Source organism: Pseudoalteromonas sp. SG44-17 (assembly GCF_014164235.1).
Lineage (GTDB): Bacteria > Pseudomonadota > Gammaproteobacteria > Enterobacterales > Alteromonadaceae > Pseudoalteromonas > Pseudoalteromonas rhizosphaerae.
On the sequence record NZ_JACJEV010000006.1, the window covers coordinates 23,227 to 43,339 of the forward strand.

Here is a 20,113-nt window from a genome sequence, read left to right on the forward strand (position 1 = left end):
AAATCTCTTAACCAAAGCTCAGCTTAAATAGTCATAGCCTTTACTTTATTTATGAAGTTATTAGCGTATTATCAAAGTCTTACTAATGACACTAAACAAAACAGCAAAATGTTATGGATTTTTCTCTTTATACTAAACTGAGCCCACAACTTAGTCATAATAGTTATTGTTGTGAGTTTGACAGTAGCAGTTTTATTGACAGTGACTTTTTAAATTATCAGATTGTGTTACCGCAACAACTACAAAAGGCTGTTGTTAAACGAAGAGCTGAATACCTCGCCGGCCGTTTTTGCGCAAAACAGGTGTTAACCGCCCTCAATATCCCCTGTTTTGATATTATCTCAGGCCCCGATCGCGCGCCCATATGGCCTAAAAACATTATTGGTAGCATTACCCACACGCAAGGGATCGCAATGGCTATAGCATGTCAGCACACTGATATCGCTGGAATTGGTATTGATATAGAGCAACTAATGAGTGCCAAACAAGAGCTAGAGCTACAAAAGCAAATTTTGCATCCCGATGAATATCCACTGTTTAGGCGATTGGCTGGGCAGCTTTCACATCCATTAACCGTCATTTTTTCAGCAAAAGAAAGTATTTTTAAAGCACTATATCCAAGCGTAAAGCAATTTTTTGGTTTTGAAGCTGCACAGCTAATTGCTTTTAATCAGCAACAATTGCAGTTTAAAATTACTAAAACGCTCGCAGAACAAGTGCCTCAAGACACTTACGTAACCGTTTTCTATCAATGTAATAAAAGTGTAGTACTCACCGAGTGTGAATTTACTATCGCAGCTCAACCACTCAAAAATACTAATGTCGGCAAGTAGCCACTAATAATCAATCAGGTATTCATCGCATGATGGTGTACCTTTGGGTTTTGTTATTCTATAACGGTTAGGTGCGATAATTAATAACAAGGAATTAAAATGAAATTGATTGCCCCCGCAGCCCTCCTAACCTCGCTGTGTTTTTCAGTATTAGCCAATGATAACCTGCAAACTTTTCAACTAGAAAATGTATTCGACCTTGAATATGCCAATCAAATTGAAATGACTAACGACGGTAAAACCGTCTACTTTGTTCGAAATCGGATGGACATTAAATCAGATAGTAAAGTTAGTAATATTTGGTCTGTCGACAGTAGTTCAAAGCAATTACAACCGCTTACATCGGGTGTACATATGGATTACTCCCCTGTCTTGTCGCCAGACCAATCACGTTTAGCGTTTATTTCAACTCGTGATGGCAGTAGCCAAATTTATGTAAAATGGCTAAAAACAGGCGCTGTTGCAAAAATTAGTAATCTTACTCAAAGCCCTGCAAGTTTGCAGTGGTCACCTAATGGTCGGCAATTACTGTTTAGCCAATTTGTACCGAGTAAAGTTAGTTCTCCTATTAACTTACCAGGCAAGCCTGAAGGTGCCAGCTGGGCAGAGCCTGCTAAATTTATTGATGACGTATATTATCGTGCCGATGGCGGCGGTTATACCAAGCCTGGTTTTCGTCATTTGTTTACTATTGATGCCAATGGCGGTAATGCCCGTCAGTTAACCTCTGGCGACTTTGATCATGGCGGGCCAGTTAGCTTTTCTGAAGATGGTAACAGCCTTTATTTTTCGGCTAATCGCCATGCTGACTTTAAACTCAAACCAACAAATTCTGAAATATATCAGCTGACATTAAATGATCTACAAATAACAGCGCTTACCGACCGAGAAGGTCCTGATCAGCAACCGCAAATATCACCAGATGGGCGTTATCTTGCCTATACCGGTTATGATGATAAACGTACCAATTATGAAAATACCCAGCTATATATTCTCGATTTAAAATCGGGTGATACCACAAGTTTAACCGCTGATTTTGACCGCAGTGTCGAGCAAATTAAATGGGCTGATAATTCTAGAGGGCTTTATTTTAGTTACGCCAGTGAAGGCCAAACCGCACTCGCTTATCAACCACGTAGCGGCAAACGAAAAGTGATCACACAAAAAATAGGGAGTGTTTCATTCGGTCGCCCTTATTCTGGTGGTGACTTTGATATAAGCGACGATGGTGATGTGGCAATCACGCTTGCTGATACCCAACGTCCTGCTGATATAGCAATAGTTAAAAATGGTAAAACACAACGTTTAACAAAATTAAATGACGACGCGCTTGGTAATAAACAGCTGGCAAAAGTAGAAGAAATTTGGCTGAAATCAAGTTATGACGACTTACCAATTCAAGGTTGGGTCGCCTACCCTCCTGGGTTTGATAGTAGTAAAAAATATCCCCTTATTTTAGAAATACACGGCGGCCCTGTCGCTAACTACGGTCCACACTTTAGCGCTGAAATACAATTATTTGCCGCTAAAGGTAATGTGGTTTTATATATGAACCCGCGTGGTAGTGATTCATATGGGAAGCAGTTCGCGCAAACTATTCATCACAATTATCCTAGTAACGATTTTGATGACTTAATGACTGGCGTTGATGCGCTTATTGGCAAAGGTTTTATTGATCAGTCAAAACTGTTTGTAACCGGTGGCTCAGGTGGCGGTGTACTTACGGCGTGGATTGTTGGCCATACCGACAGATTTGCCGCCGCTGTTGTTGCCAAGCCGGTGATCAATTGGATCAGCTTTGTACTAACTGCTGACTTCTACCCATTCTTTGCCGATTACTGGTTCCCAGGTAAGCCATGGGATCATATTGAGCATTATATGAAACGCTCGCCAATTAGCTATGTTGGTAATGTTAAAACACCAACCATGCTACTCACTGGTGAAGCGGATTACCGCACTCCTATTTCTGAGACCGAGCAATTCTATCAAGCATTAAAGCTACAAGGAGTTGATACAGCAATGGTACGTATTCCTGATGCATCACATGGCATAACAAAACGGCCGTCAAACTTGATGGCTAAAGTAGCTTATATTCAATGGTGGTTTGATAAGCATAGTAAATAGAAATTAGTTAGCGGCGAGAGTAAAGTTAACAAGTTGCAAGTGTGAAGCTAGAAACCGTAGCTTGGTCCTTAACAACTTTTACTCTCGCTAATTTGTCCCTAGTCAAATCCCCTGTAAACCCCCTTTACAAAAAGTGAGTGCTCATTCACATATTCTAAAGTTTACACAAATATCGGACTTTGTAAAAAATCGAGTTAGTAAAATTTCGGTTTATGACATTTTTTGGTCATTGAGTTAGTAAAAAATCGGTTTGAGTCACTGTTTATGGCGTTCAAGTTGGTAAAAAAGTGGTTTGTAGTCGGTTAGAGTTGGTAAAAAATCGGTTTATATTTTCTGATTAATGGCTAATAACGGCCATTTTTATCAAAATCCCCCCTTTCCAAAGAGCTAAAAGCTGATTAAATCGCTAAATTGATAAGAAATACCGCCAAAAAATTTACTTGATAAAACTCTGATCCAAAAATTGAAAATAAATCTGATGCTAGTTAAATACTGATCCAAGCCTTAGTTAAAATCTGATCTGAGCGGTAAAGTTAGCAGGTGTAAAGCTGTATATCCTCTGTAATTGCTAGCATCAAAAAAAGGGCCTTGCGGCCCTTGGTAACATTGTTGAGTTGGACTGTTATGTTAGAACTGGTTCATAGTGTTTGCTTCGCCGCCAGCTTTAAGCGCATTTTCACCTGAGAAGTACTCTTTATGGGTATCTCCCATGTTAGAACCTGCTAAGTCTTGATGCTTAACGGATGCTTGTTCGCGGCGAATTTCTTGACGCTGCACATCACGTACATAAGCCAGCATACCTAAGTCACCAAAGTAGCCTTCTGACAGAATATCAGTGCTCAATGCAGCCGTGTGATAGGTCGGTAGCGTAATTAAGTGGTGGAAAATACCAGCTTCGCGCGCGCCATCACGTTGGAAGTTTTGTACTAACTCATCTGCTGCGACTGCAAGTTCAGTTGCATCCATCTCTGGTGCCATTAGCGCCTTATTATCATCAATGCTTGGATAAGCAGATAAGTCTTTACCTTCGTCTAACCACTGTTGATAAACTTGCTCGCGGAATTTCAATGTCCAGTTGAAAGAAGGTGAATTGTTATAAACCAGTTTAGCGTCAGGAACTTGCTCTTTAACCCGATTAACCAGTTCAGCAATTTGTTTTACATGTGGTTTTTCAGTTTCAATCCACAGTAAATCAGCACCCGACTGCAAGCTGGTAATACAATCTAGTACAACACGGTCTTTTTCTGTGCCTTCGCGAAATTGGTATAAACCATTATCAAGGCGAGTCGGCTTACATAATTGGCCGTTCAGCTTCATTGCCGTATCACCTTCATTTAAATCTTCAACACCGTTAATTGGTGTGGTTTCTAAAAACGCATTGTACTGACTAGCAAGGTCGCCAGGTGTTTGTGATACCGGCACTTTTTGGGTCAAGCTGGCACCAAGTGAGTCAGTACGTGCGACAATAATACCGTTATCAATACCCAGTTCTAAAAAGGCATAACGCACGGCGTTAATTTTTGCTAAAAAGTCTTCGTGTGGCACAGTTACTTTACCTGCTTGGTGACCACATTGCTTCGCGTCTGAAACTTGGTTTTCGATTTGGATAGCACATGCCCCCGCTTCAATCATTTTTTTAGCGAGTAGGTAGGTTGCTTCTTCATTACCAAAACCAGCATCAATATCTGCGATGATCGGCACCACATGACTTTCAAAGTTATCTATTTTATCAAGTACCGCTTGTACATCACCACCAGTTGCTTTGGCGTTATCTAAGTCTTTAAATAAATGGTCAAGTTCACGAGCATCGGCTTGTTTTAGGAAAGTATAAATTTCTTCAATCAACGCCGGTACTGAGGTTTTTTCGTGCATACTTTGATCCGGTAGTGGGCCGAACTCAGAGCGCAGCGCAGCAACCATCCAACCGCTTAGGTATACGTAGCTACGCTTAGTGGTTTTTTGGTGACGTTTAATCGCCATCATCATTTGTTGGGCAGTAAAACCATGCCAACAACCAAGCGATTGTGTGTATTGGCTGGTATCAGCATCATATGCAGCCATATCTTCACGCATGATGTCAGCTGTAAACTGAGCGATGTCTAATCCCGTACGAAAACGATTTTGCAAACGCATACGACTTGCGTATTCAGGATTAATTGCTTGCCATGTTTTACCTTGTGCTTGACAAAGTGTAGCTAAAGTATCGGTTTCACGTTGATAAGTAGTCATAATAAAAAATCCTCTGAACGGGTTAAAACTAAATTTTATTTATATGGTTGTGTGAGAGGCTAAGAGTTAATGCTCTGTAGCGCTTAAATCAACATTAGGCCGATTTATTGGATTTAGTAAATTTATAGTTGTTATGCTGGCTATATATTTAGTGAATGGCTAAAAGAACACCTATTGCGTATTTTTAGGTTATGGTTAACAAAAGATTGCTCACATGCAGTCAATTGCACCGCGACCGTTTAAAAGGATATCGATTATGACACTCTCTCACAGCCAATTTGGATTAACCGTAGATAACCAATTAGCCGATTTTGTTAACCAGCAACTGCTACCCGGTACAGGTATTAGCGAACAACACTTTTGGCAAGGATTTGCTGAAATTATTGATGACCTTAGTCCGCTTAACCGTGCATTATTAGTCAAGCGTGAAGACCTACAACACCAAATTGATAGCTATCACCTAGCAAATAAACACTGGGATGCAGCGCAATACCAACAGTTTTTAACTGACATTGGTTATTTAGTCCCTGAGCCCGATAATTTTTGCATTGAGACAGAAAATGTTGAGCCTGAAATAGCCCGCACAGCTGGCCCTCAGCTGGTTGTGCCAGTAAGTAATGCACGCTTTGCACTTAATGCCGCTAACGCACGCTGGGGGTCGTTATACGATGCCTTATACGGCACTGATGTACTTAGCGAAGAAGATGGCGCTGAAAAAGGCAGCAACTATAATCCTGTTCGCGGTTTTAAAGTAATGGCCTACGCAAGGCAGTTTTTAGATAAAGCGTTACCACTTGAAAATGGCTCACATATTGAAAGTACTAATTATTCGGTAGTTAATGGCCAGCTCATCATCACCTTACGTGATAGCTCACAAACAGGCTTAAAACAACCAGCGCAACTTATTGGTTTTCAAGGTGAAGCACAAAACCCCAGTGCAATTTTATTACTCAGTCATGGCCTCCATATAGAGCTACAAATAGATCATAATCATAGCATTGGTGCAGCCGACAAAGCGGGCTTAAAAGACGTCCTCCTCGAAGCTGCACTTACCACCATTATGGATTGTGAAGACTCCGTTGCCGCCGTTGACGGCGAAGATAAAGTGCAAGTGTATCAAAATTGGTTAGGCTTAATGAAAGGAACTCTCGCTGAGTCATTCACAAAAGATGGCAAAACGATTGAGCGTACACTCGCTAAAGACCGCAGTTATTCAGGTATTGATGGGAAACCGCTAAGTCTAAAAGGGCGTAGTATGATGTTTGTGCGTAATGTTGGCCATTTAATGACAAACCCTGCGATTCAAGATAGCCAAGGCCGCGACGTATTTGAAGGTATCATGGATGCAATGATCACGGTCACTGCCGCACTGCATGACTTAAATGGCAATAGCCCGGTAAAAAATTCAACTGCAGCCAGTATCAATATCGTCAAACCGAAAATGCATGGTCCTGAAGAAGTTGCTTTTACCAATACATTATTTAGTCGTATTGAACAGCTTTTACAGTTACCCAAAAACACCATCAAAATGGGCATTATGGATGAAGAGCGCCGTACATCGGTGAACTTAAAAGCCTGTATTAATGCTGCTAAACAACGTGTGGTATTTATCAATACTGGCTTTTTAGACCGTACAGGTGATGAAATTCATACCTCAATGCAAGCAGGTGTAGTATTACCAAAAGCAGCCATTAAACAACAACCTTGGATCAATGCTTATGAAGACAGAAATGTCGATATCGGTTTGCAAACCGGGTTAAGTGGTCGCGCACAAATAGGCAAAGGTATGTGGCCAATGCCCGATAAAATGGCGTTGATGATGGAGCAAAAAATTGCCCATCCGCAAGCAGGCGCTAATACTGCTTGGGTGCCCTCCCCTACTGCAGCCACCTTACATGCTATGCACTATCATGACGTTGATGTGTTTGCCTGTCAAAAAGCGATTGCCCAGCGTCAACAAGCTAGTTTAACAGAACTATTAACTCCGCCTTTGATGGTTGATCCTAATAGTTTGAGCAAAGAAGATATTCAGGCAGAGCTGGATAACAATGCTCAAGGTATTTTAGGTTATGTAGTACGTTGGATTGATCAAGGTGTAGGCTGTTCTAAAGTGCCTGACATTAACCATATAGGATTAATGGAAGATAGGGCTACACTGCGTATTTCAAGCCAACATATGGCTAACTGGTTGCAGCATGGGGTATGCACGCAGGCACAAATAGAAACTACTATGGCGAAAATGGCAAAAGTAGTGGATGGCCAAAATGAAGGGGATCCGGCTTATGTTAATATGGCAGATTCAGTGCAAAGCTTAGCACAAAGTATTGCATATCAAGCTGCATTAGCCCTTGTATTAGAAGGAGTTAAACAACCCAGTGGTTATACTGAACCATTATTGCATGCGTTTCGTATAAAATATAAAGCGCAACAATAGCTCCCCTTCGAGTTTGTTAGTGTCATATTGCCAGCCCTCGGGCTGGTTTTTTTTGCTTAAATTATCCTTTAACCATAACTTTCCTGAATAATCAGCATTCAGAAAAATAAGCTATCAACAACAAAAAAGCACATTCCAGCAATGAAATGCGCTTTTGTATCTTCTCGAAACTACTAACTTGCTAACTTTATAACTTCAGCCTAATTCACTACCGTGGCGTTATGATAAACGTTTTGTACGTCGTCACAATCTTCCAACATTGCAATAAATTTATCAAAATTAGCGATAACATCGGCATCAGTAATTTCTATATGCACTTGTGGCACGAAGGTGATTTCGTCAACTTCAAAAATAATACCTTCAAACGCCTCTTCTAATGCTGTTTTTGCTTTGTAATACTCGGTATGTGGAGCAAAAACCGATACTTTGCCATCTTCAACTTCTACATCGGTTACATCAACATCAGCCATCATTAAAGCTTCAAGTACCACTTCATCATCGTCACCACTAAAGCCAAGTACAGCTAAATGATCAAACATATGTGCTACACAGCCTGGCGTACCTATTTTTGAATCAGTTTTAGTAAACGGTAAGCGAACATCTTTAATAGTACGATTTGGGTTATCTGTTAAACAGTCAACAATCACCATACAGTTACCTGGGCCATAGCCTTCGTAACGGGCTGTTGCATAATCCTCACCAGCTCCGCCAGCAGCTTTTTCTATCGCTTTTTCGATGACATGTGCTGGTACTTGATCTCGCTTTGCGCGTTCGATTAAGCGTTTTAGCGACTGGTTTACTTCTGGATCAGGTTCACCATTTTTTGCTGCTACGTAAATTTCTTTACCGTACTTAGAATTAACTTTGGTTTTAGCATTGGCTGTTTTCGCCATGGAGCTTTTACGTACTTCAAATGCTCTGCCCATCTTATGCCTCTATTGGAAACTCGATATTGGCAACATTTTAACAATTAGCGCGGTATTGAGCTAGTGATTAAATGACTGCAAAATCACAATTATGACATTTCATTTGACAGTACTCATGTTTATAAAAGTTAAACAACGCACTATTTAACATAACATATTTAATACCTTTAAATGGAGACATTTAAAATACGTGATTGTCGTGTTTGCCCTAAATTATTTATTAAGTTAGGCAATTCAGAAAAATGGTGCAGAATATAATCAGCTTGATCTGCATATGCAGGCACATCACTCGGTGCATATAAGCAAGCACGCATATTGGCATTATGTGCAGCCTGGATATCATAAAGATAATCACCAACATAAAGTATGTGTTGCTGATCTATTCCCCATAACGTTGCAATTGCATTCAAAGCGCTCGGATCTGGCTTAGGGGGGGCATCACTACGCGTGAGTACTGTTTGAATTGGCAACGGATTATTTTTTAATTTCAGCGCAGTAGCGCGATCGTAATTGCGAGTCACGATTGCCATTGGTATTGCTTGCTCTTTTAAACACGCGATAGCTTGCGCTACGCCGGGTAACAACGTTGCATGTTGAGCATCTATAAGCTCATGTTGATGGACAATATTCATTGCTTCCTCACGCATGTAAGGCGAAGGAAGACCATCAATAAAACTAAGTAGATCAAGCTCGTCAGGACACCCGACTTGAGCTTTGATAAGAGTAAAATCAAGTTCAGATGATACTAAGGTGCCATCTAAATCAAAAATAACCCCAGCTACTGCACTTTGATACGTGTTCATACCACTCCTTGTATATGATTTAATTTTCATCCAAATTACTTACTTTAAGATAGTTTAAGCAATTGGATATGAAAAGAAACATATTCGTATTTAATTAAAAATTAATAAAAAACGCGCACAAAACCACTGTGCGCGTCGGTTGGGGGACTATTAAACTTGCCTACTTTGTTTGCTCTACCGCTGTATTAGCTGGTTCAAAGCGCGCTTCTAGCCAAGTGTCATCTTGAGTAAAGTGCAGTGTTTTCACTTTGCCTTTACCTTCAACATTAACCATATTCACTTGCGCAGGCCATAAATCGCGCAGCGCGCCGTGACTCATACGGATACCTTTAATATCCTTTGGGATCGGTGCTTCTTGGTAAACCCAAAAAAACTTACCATCAACTTGCGCACCCACTTCTTTCAACACTAGCGGCTCTCCATCGAGTGTTTGTAAAGCAACATGTGATTCGATGTAATCTACAAAGCGTTGTTGATCTTCTTTATTACTAATAATATCGGCGCCACCGGCAAATAAATGCTCCACAGCATGCTCGGTATCATGTAAATAAAAACGATGCATTAGCTCAATATTGCTAGTACGTTTATTGAATAAAACAGTAGTTACTGATGCTTTAAGTTGATGTGCCGTCGCAGGCATAGCAACTATAAAAGCAAGAATAATAAGCATAAAACGCATTATTCTTGTTCCTTAGCGTCATCTTTTTCGTCATCTGTTTTTAGTTCAGTTTTAATATCATGCATGATATCGCGGCTGACTTTGGCTTTACTTTGCTCTTTTTTATACACTTCAATACGTGAAGGAATAATACGACGAGGGTAGTTATTATTTTCAACATCTACGTCTGCAGTTTCCCAACGAGGATCAACCGTTACAGATACCAAAGGCTTGTTCTTATCAGTAATAATAAGTTTTTGCACATGTTTGTGGTTGCGACGCCAGATTTCGGCAGGGATCATACGATCTTCTTTAGTACCATCTTCATAGGTAAGCTCAAGTAAAATTGGCATTACTAGGCCGCCTAAATTCGAAAATTCAAGCACGTAATAGTTTTTATCTTCTGCAACTGCGCGATCGAGTACTTTACGCTCCCATGGCTCTAAGCCTTTTAAAAATTTATTATACGAGTTGCGCTCTTTGTTAGTAACAGTGAAGCGGTCGTTTTCATCGTAGAAATCAGTTACGTCGGAGTTTTCTTCAACCCATAGCTTTTTAGCTTCAGCCTTATTGCGTTCCACAAATAGTGGCATAGGTTTAGCCGCTTCAATATCACGTAGGCGATTAAAATCTATATCAGGATTTTTAGTATCTAAACGTAATTGATAGACTTTATCGAGCGAGATATCAACATGATCAGTGCTATAGAACCAGCCACGCCAGAACCAATCTAAATCAACACCTGATGCTTCTTCCATGGTACGGAAAAAATCAGCAGGGGTAGGGCGCTTGTACTTCCAACGCTGGGCGTACTCTTTAAACGCAAAATCAAACAGCTCACGGCCTAAAATCACTTCACGCAAAATATTTAGTGCGGCCGCAGGTTTGGTATAAGCATTAGGCCCTAAACGCAGTACGCTGTCTGACTGAGTCATTACCGGCACTTGATTTTCAGACTTCATGTAGGCAACAACGTCACGCGGTTCAACCCCCCATGGAATAGTTGGATCCCATTCACGCCCAGCAACACCATCTAAAAAGCTGTTTAAACCTTCATCCATCCAAGTCCATTGGCGCTCATCAGAGTTCACCACCATAGGAAAATAAATATGACCAACCTCGTGGATCACCACGCCAATTAAAAAGCGCTTTTCAGCTTGTGAATAAGTACGCGAACCGTCATCCTGTAACTCAGTTCGTGGGCCATTAAATGTGATCATTGGGTATTCCATACCGCCTACTGGACCATTGACTGACTGCGCAACAGGGTATGGATAATCAAATGAAAAGCGCGAATAAACTTCCATTGTATGTACGATTGCTTCGGTCGAATACTTCTTCCATAGATCGCCACCTTCTTTGGGGAAAAATGACATAGCCATCACTAATGGCTGATCATTACCTCCTTGTTGGTAACCTTTTGCATCCCACATAAATTTACGCGACGACGCCCATGCAAAGTCACGCACATTTTCCGCTTTAAAGTGCCATGTTTTGGTCTTGTCTGTGCCTTCTTTTTCATTTTCTAAGGCTTCATCTTCAGTAACGATAAATACTGGACGCTTTGTATTTTTGGCTTGTTCTAAACGGTTTCGCTGAGTACGGGTCAGCACGCTACTAGCATTATCAAGCTTACCCGTTGCTGAGACGATATGATCGGCAGGAACAGTGATCTCAACATCATAATCACCAAATTCTAGCGTAAACTCACCACTGCCTAAAAAGGCTTTATTAGTCCATGCTTCGTAATCTGTATAAGCAGCTAAACGTGGAAACCATTGAGCAAGTAAGAATATATCGTTGCCATCTTTTTCAAAATGCTCGTAACCAGAGCGAGCGCCAACGGCATCTTCTTCAACGATGTTAAAAGCAAAGTCCATGCTGAATTCGGTGTCTTTGCCTGGTTTCAGTGGTTCATTTAAGTCAATACGCATTAGTGTATCAACAACTGTGACTTTTAATTCTTTACCGTTGTCATCTTTAACATTAGCAATTGTAAAGCCAAGTTCATTGTCACTCATAAATTGTTGACGACGTAGCTGGCTTAAACTTAATTTAGTTGCTTTGGGTTGTGGATCTCCCTGCAAGGCAGAACCATTAAATGTAGCAGTACGTTCTGCAATAGAGTCACTTTTAAAAATATTTTGATCGAGTTGCAACCATAAATACTTGAGTGTGTGTGGTGAATTATTTTTATACTCTATGGTTTGACTTGCTGTTAAGCGACGCGCTTTTTCATCAAGCTTTACATCGATGTCGTAATTAACATGCTGTTGCCAGTATTTTTCACCAGGTTCACCTGCTGCACTGCGATAAACATTCGGTGTAGGCAGCACTTCATCGAGTTGGCGAAACTTATCAACATAACTGCCTTTTGTTTGCTCAACTGCAGAAGCCATGACAGTACTTGAGAGAGCTAACGGTAAAAATATAGCCCCTAAAGTTACAACTGCTTTTTTCATAATTAATCCTGTTAATTTTTCGTAAGCATACTTTGTCAAAATAGTCAGATATATTCAATAAAATAGCGATAAACCGCCGCATTTATAGGGTAAAAAATAACTTATTCTTAAATACTGATGATTAACAACAAGGCAATTATTGTAAAGGGGGTTTACAGCAACTTTTGTACGAAATTCAGGCTTAATTAATGCAAGTCTATTACAGTTAGCTTTACAATTTGTAAACACGTTAACCTAAACGATGAGTAGTAAACCCTCTTACCATAGTATTGAATAAGCTAGCTGACAGCTTGCAGGGGTAACCAATGAAATTTTACATTGTAAAAAAAGATAATAGTGTTGCGGCAATTCCAGCTCAGACTGAGCAACTAAATGAATATCAAAAGCGGGGCTTCGAGTTTGTTGAAGTCGTTGCGGCTTGCGATAAAAACGACGCACTCGATCGCTTTCCAAAACATAGTAAAAAACGTAAAAAGTGGCTTGTTTTATGCAGTAGTTTGGTGGTTATAAGCATAACTTTTAGCTTAATTTCGGCTATTTTTGTATTAATGGCTAAATAATGAAATCTTTAGTTGACCTTTATAGTCATTTGTATTTAAAATCGCCCACTTTTTTGATTTGAGGGGGTTAAAAGCATCGCTTTTCTCCTCAAAAGTGTTTCAACATACTAGTAAAATGCGGTGGGCATATGGATTTTTATATCCTAAAAAAACAACAAGAAGTAATTGCAATTCCAGCAGATGAACAAAGTTGTAAACAGTATTTAGATTCAGGTTATTTTTATATTGATAAAGTAGCTGCCTGTAACGAAACGAATGCGTTAAAAGTACTGCAGGCCAAACAAACCAAAGCACTCAAAGTACCATTAGTGCTGGCATTGTTAGCTTTACCCATGGTGATCTTTGCTTGGTATAACCTAACAAGTTAAAGATTCAGCTTGTGCCCTTGCATCTTAATTTAGCTTGGGTATATTGACGCTCTTAACTGTTTTTTAAGAGCGTGACATGAAAGTCTTACATACCTCAGATTGGCATTTAGGCCAACAATTTTACGAACACAATCGCTGCCAAGAGCATCAGGTGTTTTTCAGTTGGTTGATAGACACGCTCGTCACACAACAAATAGATCTGCTGTTAGTCGCTGGTGATATTTATCACACAGCTACCCCACCTGCTAGCAGTGAAAATCAACTCTACCAATTTATAAAAGATGCCAAAAAACAATGCCCTGCATTACAAATAGTACTTATTGCCGGTAATCATGATTCTGCAAATCGCATAATGGCCGCCCAGCCCCTGCTTGCACAGTTTGATACTCAGGTCGTAGGCCGTTTTGATGCGAATAGTCCAGCAGATGTAGTACTGCGTTTAAATAGCAACTCTGTAACAGCTCATATCGTTGCAATGCCATTTTTACGTGCCAGTGATGTTAGTTCACTTAGTCACACTGAAAACGGTCACGATTACGCTCAAGGCATAGCTAAGGCGTACCAGCTAAGTATTGATCATGCGCTCATTGATAAGCCTGCAACAACGCCGCTGATAGTGATGGGGCACTTACATGCCAAGGGCGGCGATATCTCCAGTGATTCTGAGCGAAATTTGATAATTGGCGGAGAAGAATCAGTCACAGCAAACGTGTTTAGCAATCATGCTGATTACGTTGCGCTGGGCCACTTGCATAAAGCGCAAATAGTCGCAAAGTCCGAGACAATCCGCTATAGCGGTACACCAATGCCGATGTCGTTTTCAGAGCGTAACTATAAACACCAAGTATGTGTTGCTGAGTTTACAACCACCACTGATGATACGATTGCAGTGACTGTAAACCCCCTTTACATTCCTCGCCCAACAGAAGTGATTCTATTACCTGAAGGAGAGTGCGTACCTCTTGAACAATTATGCCAACAACTATCGAGCCTAGACCTAAGCCAATATAGCCAAGCTCCGTATTTAAGAGTAAAGCTCAGTGCAGGGGATACCGATACAACTTTTCGAGAGCAAATTGAAAAAGCACTAGAGAACAAAGAAGTGCGCTTTTGCGGTATAGAACGCGTGCGACAGCATAATAAAGAGCAGCGTTTAACTGTCTTTGAAGATTTAAGCCAAGTCGAGATGCTCAACCCGCAAATGTTATTAGAGCAAGCGTTTGCCAATAACAAAGACATGGCGGGGCAAGCTGTCCCGGATGAGCTAAAAACCCTTTTAAACGATGTAATAAGCGAACTTGCGGAGCAAGAACAACTATGAAAATAACCGCAGTACGCATCCATAACTTAGCCTCAATTGTTGACGCCGAAATCGACTTTACCAAAGCACCGTTAAGGGATGCTGGTTTATTTGCCATAACGGGCGACACCGGTGCAGGAAAAAGCACTTTTTTAGATGCGATTTGCTTAGCCCTTTATACCAAAACAGCTCGATTAAGAGGTGATAAAGGTAACTTAATAGATTTTAATGGCGACAGTATAAAGTTAAATGATCCACGTAACTTATTACGTAAGGGTAAATGGGAAGGTTTTGCCGAGGTCGATTTTTTAGGCCAAGATAAACAGCTCTATCGCGCGCGCTATACCATTCAAAGAACTCATAAAAAAATAACCGGCAAGTTAAAAGTAGCTGAGCACAGCCTCTATACTTTGCCAGACGAAACGCTAATAGCTGATAAAAGCAACACCATAAAAGAAGTCGAAAGTAAAATAGGGCTCAACTTTGAACAATTCTCGCGGGCGGTATTATTAGCGCAACATGAGTTTGCGGCATTTTTAAAGGCCACGGGTGATGAACGAGCCCAGCTTTTAGAATGCTTAACTGGCACAGATAAATTTAGCTTGATTGGTAAACGTATTTTTGAGCGCCATAAAGAACAGCTAAATAAACTCGAATTGCTCAAAGCCAGTTTAGCCAGTTATACCTTACTCACTGACGAAGAACTTGCCGCGAAAACTCAACTACTTGATGATTTAAAACAGCAAATTGAAGATACTACAAAAACCTTAGCTGGCATCGAGCAGGGTATAAACTGGTATAAGCAAGCCAATAGCTTAGAGCAAGCACTGAATCTAGCACAACAAAATCAACAACAAGCCAGTACAGCGCTTAAAGCCATTGCAACACAAAGTGAACAGGCTAAACAAGCGCAAAGTGCACTGGAAATTAAAGACAATCGCAATCGTTTTAAAAGCTTAACGGCGCAAAATAATGAACTAAATACCAAGGTAAATGATTTAAAGAGTATCGATCACGCGGCACTCATTACTGATCTTGCCAGCGCACTTGAAAAGCACAACGAGAGCTTGCAAACGGCGAAACAACAGCAAAAAAGCGCAGAACCAATCATTGCTAAAGCGCGTGAGCTCGACAATCAACTTGCGATGCAAACACAAACAATAACCAGCATTACAAGGCAAAATGAAAAAGAGCAAAAACAACTTACTCATTTACAGCAGCAATTTAAACAAAGCCAAGCAAGTCATCAACAAGCAAAAAAACATTCCGAGCAACAACAGCAATGGCTAACCCAGCATAGTCAACTTAAGCAACTAGCGAGTGATTGGAATTACTATCAGCATAGCTTTAATCAGTTTTTGCACGCTAAGCAGCAATTTGCAACAACGACTGAACAAAGTACACAGCTAGCAGCTGAGCTTATACGGCAAAACGAGCAGCTGGAAACACAAACTAAAAAACTGACGCTAAGCGAACAAACACTTTTAAGCGAACAACAAAAGCTTGATCAACTCAACAAGCAACACGGCCAATTTAATATTGAGCAATGTGATGCCAAACTTAAAAGTATCGATTACTTAAAAGAGCAACGCGAGCGTTACAAACAGTTTAATCAAGAGCTAAAGCAAAGCACGCAACAACAAAGTGTTATTGCAAGCAAACTAAGTCAGGGCGAGCAAACACAAACAACGCTAACCCAGAACCTAGTAACGCGAGAACAAACGCTTAAACACAGTGAATACGCACTAAATCAAGCTCGCTTGCGTGCCAGCGAAAGTGTCGAACATTTACGTGCTCAACTTATGCCAAATGAACCTTGTGTGGTATGTGGAGCAACCGAACACCCATTCGCAGATCAGCAATTAACTAACTTAATCGCTGCTTTTGAAAATGACTATAAAACTGCAAAACAGCACTACGAAAATGCCCTAGCAGAGCTTCACTCGCATCAAACTCAGCATGCTGTACTCGTTGCTGAACACACACAACACAGCCAAGCGGTACAGACTGCACAGACTAAACAGCTTGAAATAAAACATACCATGCAAGCGGCCCGCACTGAACTTAATGACTTAACCTCAGAGCAATTGGAGGCCAGTTACATTGCGCTCAATGAACAAAAAACACAGTATTATGCAACACAAAAACAACAGCGCAACTTGCAAGAGCAGGTAAACCAACTGCAAAGTATCTTTAAAAATGAGCAGCAAGCTCAACAACAGTTACATACACGCCACCTTGAACTAAGCAATCAACAAAGCCAGCTCAATAGCAAGCTAAGTGAGCTAAGCACACAAATTAATGAGCTAACCGCGACCCTTGGTTCACAATTTCAAGAGGCTCAATTTTGGCAACAACTGCAAAATAATACGCTTGATTTAACTGAGTTAAACCAGCAAGTTGAGCAATATCAGCACAACCAAGAGCAACTTGAGCAAGCGCAAAAACAACTCGATAGCGCTGACCAACAGATGCAGCAGTTTACACCGCTGATCAGTGATGCGGAGCTGATCTTAAAAAACCTAAATGATGATTTAGCCAAAGCACAGCAACAACATAGCAGCTCGCAAAGTGAGCGCTTAGCGCTATTTAATAATGAACACATTAGTGCTGACGACTACCAAACGAAGCTAGCTGCTCAACAAGAGCAATGCCAAGCTCAGCTTCAGCACAGCCAAAAAGCGCACGATAACGCGATAAAACAACGCGACGAGCACGCGATAACGCTGCAAGGCCTCGAGCAACGGCTACTTGAAAATGCGCAAGAACAAGCCGACCTCGATACTCGCTATAATCAATGGTTTGCTGAATTTAAAAGCCGCTACAGCGATGCAAGCCACGAACAGGTCACAATTTTACTAACACTAAGTAGCGATGAAATTAAAACGCATTTAAAGCAACATGAACAATTAGCGCAAGCTTTAATAGATGAAAATGCCGCGTTAAAGCAGCACAAACACGCTTACTTACAGCATCAAAACAGCGATAAACCTAAGCAAAGCCATGCTGAGCTTATTCAACAGTTAGCCAATTTAAACGATCAGCAAGCTGCGCAGCACAAAGCACAGCTTGCAACCAATACTGTACTTGAACAGCACAATCAAAACCGTCAGGCGCTGCAAGGCAAACAAACTGAATTGGCAACCTTGCAAAAACACGTCGAGCAATGGCATGTACTTAATAAAGTCTTGGGTGATGCAACGGGTAAAACCATGCGTAACTTAGCACAAACGCAAACGCTAAAAATATTATTACACTATGCAAACAGCCACTTACGAACGTTAAACAAACGCTATGAACTTACAGCTATTGAGCAAACCTTGGATATCGCCATTGTTGATAAGGACATGGCCGATGAGCAACGTTCAGTTAATACCTTATCCGGCGGCGAGTCGTTTTTAGTCTCGTTGGCACTTGCGCTGGGCCTTGCATCTTTGTCATCCAATAAAGTAAGTATTAACTCTTTGTTTATTGACGAAGGCTTTGGTACGTTAGACAGTGAAACATTAAGCATTGCCATGGATGCACTTGATTCATTACAAGCGCAGGGGCGCAAAGTGGGCGTGATCTCCCATGTATCTCAAATGACAGAACGTGTTGCTACCCAAGTTCATGTCGCCAAGAAACCTGGTGGCTATTCGACTGTTACAATTATTTAAGGAATAGTAATGCCAACATTTACACAAGACGAAGCAACGCAGTATGATTCTCGCATTCCTCGTTTAGTACCGGGGTATGAATTGCTGCACAGCAGTACCGCAGCGCAACTACAAGCAACGCTCGGCGATGAAGCGCATATTTTGGTAATAGGCGCCGGTACCGGTAAAGAAGTCGCCCTCCTTGCTGCCTTGCAGCCTAAGTGGCATTTCACTGCACAAGACACCTCACAAGACATGCTCGATATCGCAAAGCAACGATTTGTTGAGCTTGGGATCAGCGAACGGGTTACTTTACACTTAGGCTCGCCATCCGAACTTAAACAACAAGCGGATGCCGCATTATGCTTATTAGTGATGCACTTTGTGGCAGATAACGGCGATAAAAAAGCCATGTTGCAAGCAATTAGCACACAGCTAAAAGCACATGGGCAATTATATTTAGCCGATTTAATGCGTCCAGAAACACTTTTTGAGCGTGATGCCCAATTGATACTCAGCAAACAATTAGGCTTAACTGAAACAGGGGTAGAGCGCATGCAGCATAATTTTGAGCATGAGTTTTTCCCACTTGATAGAATTCGTCTTGCCGACTTACTCGATGAAACAGGCTTCAATAGTGGCAAGTTGTATTTTAAAACACTTGGTTTTAGTGGTTATGTGGCACAAAAACGCTAAACGTAAACTAATAATTTACCTTTCACAATGCTCTATTACTACTTAGACATGCATTAAAGCATTTTTAAAACCGTTTACCCAACGCTGGTTAACGGTTTTAATATTGACACTTTATTTTTCAATATTTTACCCTAACCAAATAGATTCGTATTAGGTCTAATAAAACCACCATTACTTGGGATTGTGTATCATCCCACTAACAACAATGTACTGACACACTTAGAATCAACAATAATTTTTTCATGTGCTTTTAAGCCAAATATAAGCTTTTAACGGTTACCGTCTTATTTGGTTGTACCTATAAAGTTTGCAATAACAAAAAATAATGGTAGGCTGTACGTTCATCTTTTACAGGACGTAACTAATGAAAAAATGGATTTTTATATTAATCTCCCTCAGTTTCAGCCCGCTATGTACTGCATCCGCTGTTTACTCCCCTTTGACACAACCCCAATTAGAACAACCTGACACAACACTATTCACTCGACTAGCAGATTTTTGTAATCGCAGAGAAAACATCACAACATCAACCGATAAAGACAGCTTCGCGAATATAATTGAATCACCAATAACAGCTGGTTTTTATCTACACTCATATAACAACACGGCAAAACAGACTGCATGGCGCAATTTTTATGAGTTGCCAGCGCGCTGTAAAACTAAAGAAAACGCCACCATTAATGCACTTTGGTGTACGGAGCATCAGCGAAAAAAACGCCAACAGTTTGAGTTACAATGGCAAACAGCGGGCAACTTACAACGTGCCGAAGTACAACCTAATGATCATGTCTATGAAATCATCCTACCCAGAAAAGGCATGCAATCGATTAGTTTAGCTACTCAAAACGTAAAGTCACTCCCCCAAACAAGCTTATTACAACATGCTTCTTCATTAATGGGGATTGTCTGTATTTGTTTGTTTATTACCGTTTTGATTTTATTTTTTAGTTGGCGACATGCTAAAAGGGTGAAGCGGTTCGTAATCTTAACTCATACAAATAAAGTAATTTATAGCAGCAAGTAACAGCCCAGAGCAGGCTGCTACTAAACGAAATAGCCTGAGCTTTGGAGAATCAATCTCC

At 40.8% G+C, this 20,113-nt stretch carries 14 protein-coding genes; 9 read left to right on the top strand and 5 right to left on the bottom strand.

Annotated features, from left to right (window positions below):
* Positions 1-113: 113 nt before the first annotated feature.
* Together H5182_RS06430 and H5182_RS06435 are read left to right on the top strand one after the other, a co-directional pair.
* A complete protein-coding gene (locus H5182_RS06430) occupies positions 114-833 on the top strand; it encodes a 4'-phosphopantetheinyl transferase (protein WP_182735471.1) in 720 nt (239 codons plus the stop codon).
* A 99-nt stretch (positions 834-932) separates the two neighbouring features.
* Positions 933-2,957, top strand: a complete 2,025-nt coding sequence (locus H5182_RS06435; RefSeq protein ID WP_182735472.1) for a S9 family peptidase — start codon at positions 933-935, stop codon at positions 2,955-2,957.
* A gap of 627 nt (positions 2,958-3,584) precedes the next feature.
* On the opposite strand, the gene H5182_RS06440 is transcribed toward H5182_RS06435, so the two are convergent.
* Entirely contained in the window at positions 3,585-5,186 is a 1,602-nt protein-coding gene (locus H5182_RS06440) for an isocitrate lyase (protein WP_145238853.1), read from the bottom strand.
* Positions 5,187-5,442: 256 nt separating this feature from the next.
* Here H5182_RS06440 and H5182_RS06445 point away from each other — a divergent pair, with 256 nt between their 5' ends.
* Positions 5,443-7,620 carry a malate synthase G gene (locus tag H5182_RS06445; protein ID WP_182731980.1) on the top strand — a complete coding sequence of 726 codons (2,178 nt, stop codon included), beginning with the start codon at positions 5,443-5,445 and terminating at the stop codon, positions 7,618-7,620.
* A 200-nt stretch (positions 7,621-7,820) separates the two neighbouring features.
* On the opposite strand, the gene H5182_RS06450 is transcribed toward H5182_RS06445, so the two are convergent.
* From H5182_RS06450 to H5182_RS06465, 4 genes are all read right to left on the bottom strand, one after another.
* Positions 7,821-8,546, bottom strand: a complete 726-nt coding sequence (locus tag H5182_RS06450; protein WP_145238859.1) for a YebC/PmpR family DNA-binding transcriptional regulator — start codon at positions 8,544-8,546, stop codon at positions 7,821-7,823.
* Between the two features lie 167 nt (positions 8,547-8,713).
* Positions 8,714-9,349 carry an HAD family hydrolase gene (locus H5182_RS06455; RefSeq protein ID WP_145238861.1) on the bottom strand — a complete coding sequence of 212 codons (636 nt, stop codon included), beginning with the start codon at positions 9,347-9,349 and terminating at the stop codon, positions 8,714-8,716.
* A 160-nt stretch (positions 9,350-9,509) separates the two neighbouring features.
* A complete protein-coding gene (locus H5182_RS06460; RefSeq protein ID WP_145238863.1) occupies positions 9,510-10,028 on the bottom strand; it encodes a DUF6702 family protein in 519 nt (172 codons plus the stop codon).
* Positions 10,028-12,469, bottom strand: a complete 2,442-nt coding sequence (locus H5182_RS06465) for a M1 family metallopeptidase (RefSeq protein ID WP_182731982.1) — start codon at positions 12,467-12,469, stop codon at positions 10,028-10,030. Before H5182_RS06465 ends, H5182_RS06460 begins: the two co-directional genes overlap by 1 nt.
* Positions 12,470-12,774: 305 nt before the next feature.
* Between H5182_RS06465 and H5182_RS06470 the strand changes: the two genes are divergently transcribed.
* From H5182_RS06470 to H5182_RS06495, 6 genes are all read left to right on the top strand, one after another.
* Positions 12,775-13,029: a hypothetical protein gene (locus H5182_RS06470; protein WP_182731983.1), complete on the top strand. Its 255-nt coding sequence runs from the start codon at positions 12,775-12,777 to the stop codon at positions 13,027-13,029.
* A 128-nt stretch (positions 13,030-13,157) separates the two neighbouring features.
* The gene (locus H5182_RS06475) at positions 13,158-13,397 is read left to right on the top strand and encodes a hypothetical protein (protein ID WP_145238872.1); all 240 of its coding nucleotides are present in this window, start codon (positions 13,158-13,160) and stop codon (positions 13,395-13,397) included.
* Between the two features lie 76 nt (positions 13,398-13,473).
* Positions 13,474-14,718: an exonuclease SbcCD subunit D C-terminal domain-containing protein gene (locus H5182_RS06480; RefSeq protein WP_182759735.1), complete on the top strand. Its 1,245-nt coding sequence runs from the start codon at positions 13,474-13,476 to the stop codon at positions 14,716-14,718.
* Positions 14,715-18,356 (top strand): AAA family ATPase, encoded by a 3,642-nt coding sequence (locus H5182_RS06485; RefSeq protein ID WP_182759736.1) that lies wholly within the window; start codon positions 14,715-14,717, stop codon positions 18,354-18,356. Before H5182_RS06480 ends, H5182_RS06485 begins: the two co-directional genes overlap by 4 nt.
* A 9-nt stretch (positions 18,357-18,365) precedes the next feature.
* The gene (locus tag H5182_RS06490) at positions 18,366-19,031 is read left to right on the top strand and encodes a class I SAM-dependent methyltransferase (RefSeq protein ID WP_182717327.1); all 666 of its coding nucleotides are present in this window, start codon (positions 18,366-18,368) and stop codon (positions 19,029-19,031) included.
* A gap of 364 nt (positions 19,032-19,395) precedes the next feature.
* A complete protein-coding gene (locus tag H5182_RS06495) occupies positions 19,396-20,055 on the top strand; it encodes a hypothetical protein (RefSeq protein ID WP_182759737.1) in 660 nt (219 codons plus the stop codon).
* Positions 20,056-20,113 lie beyond the last annotated feature (58 nt).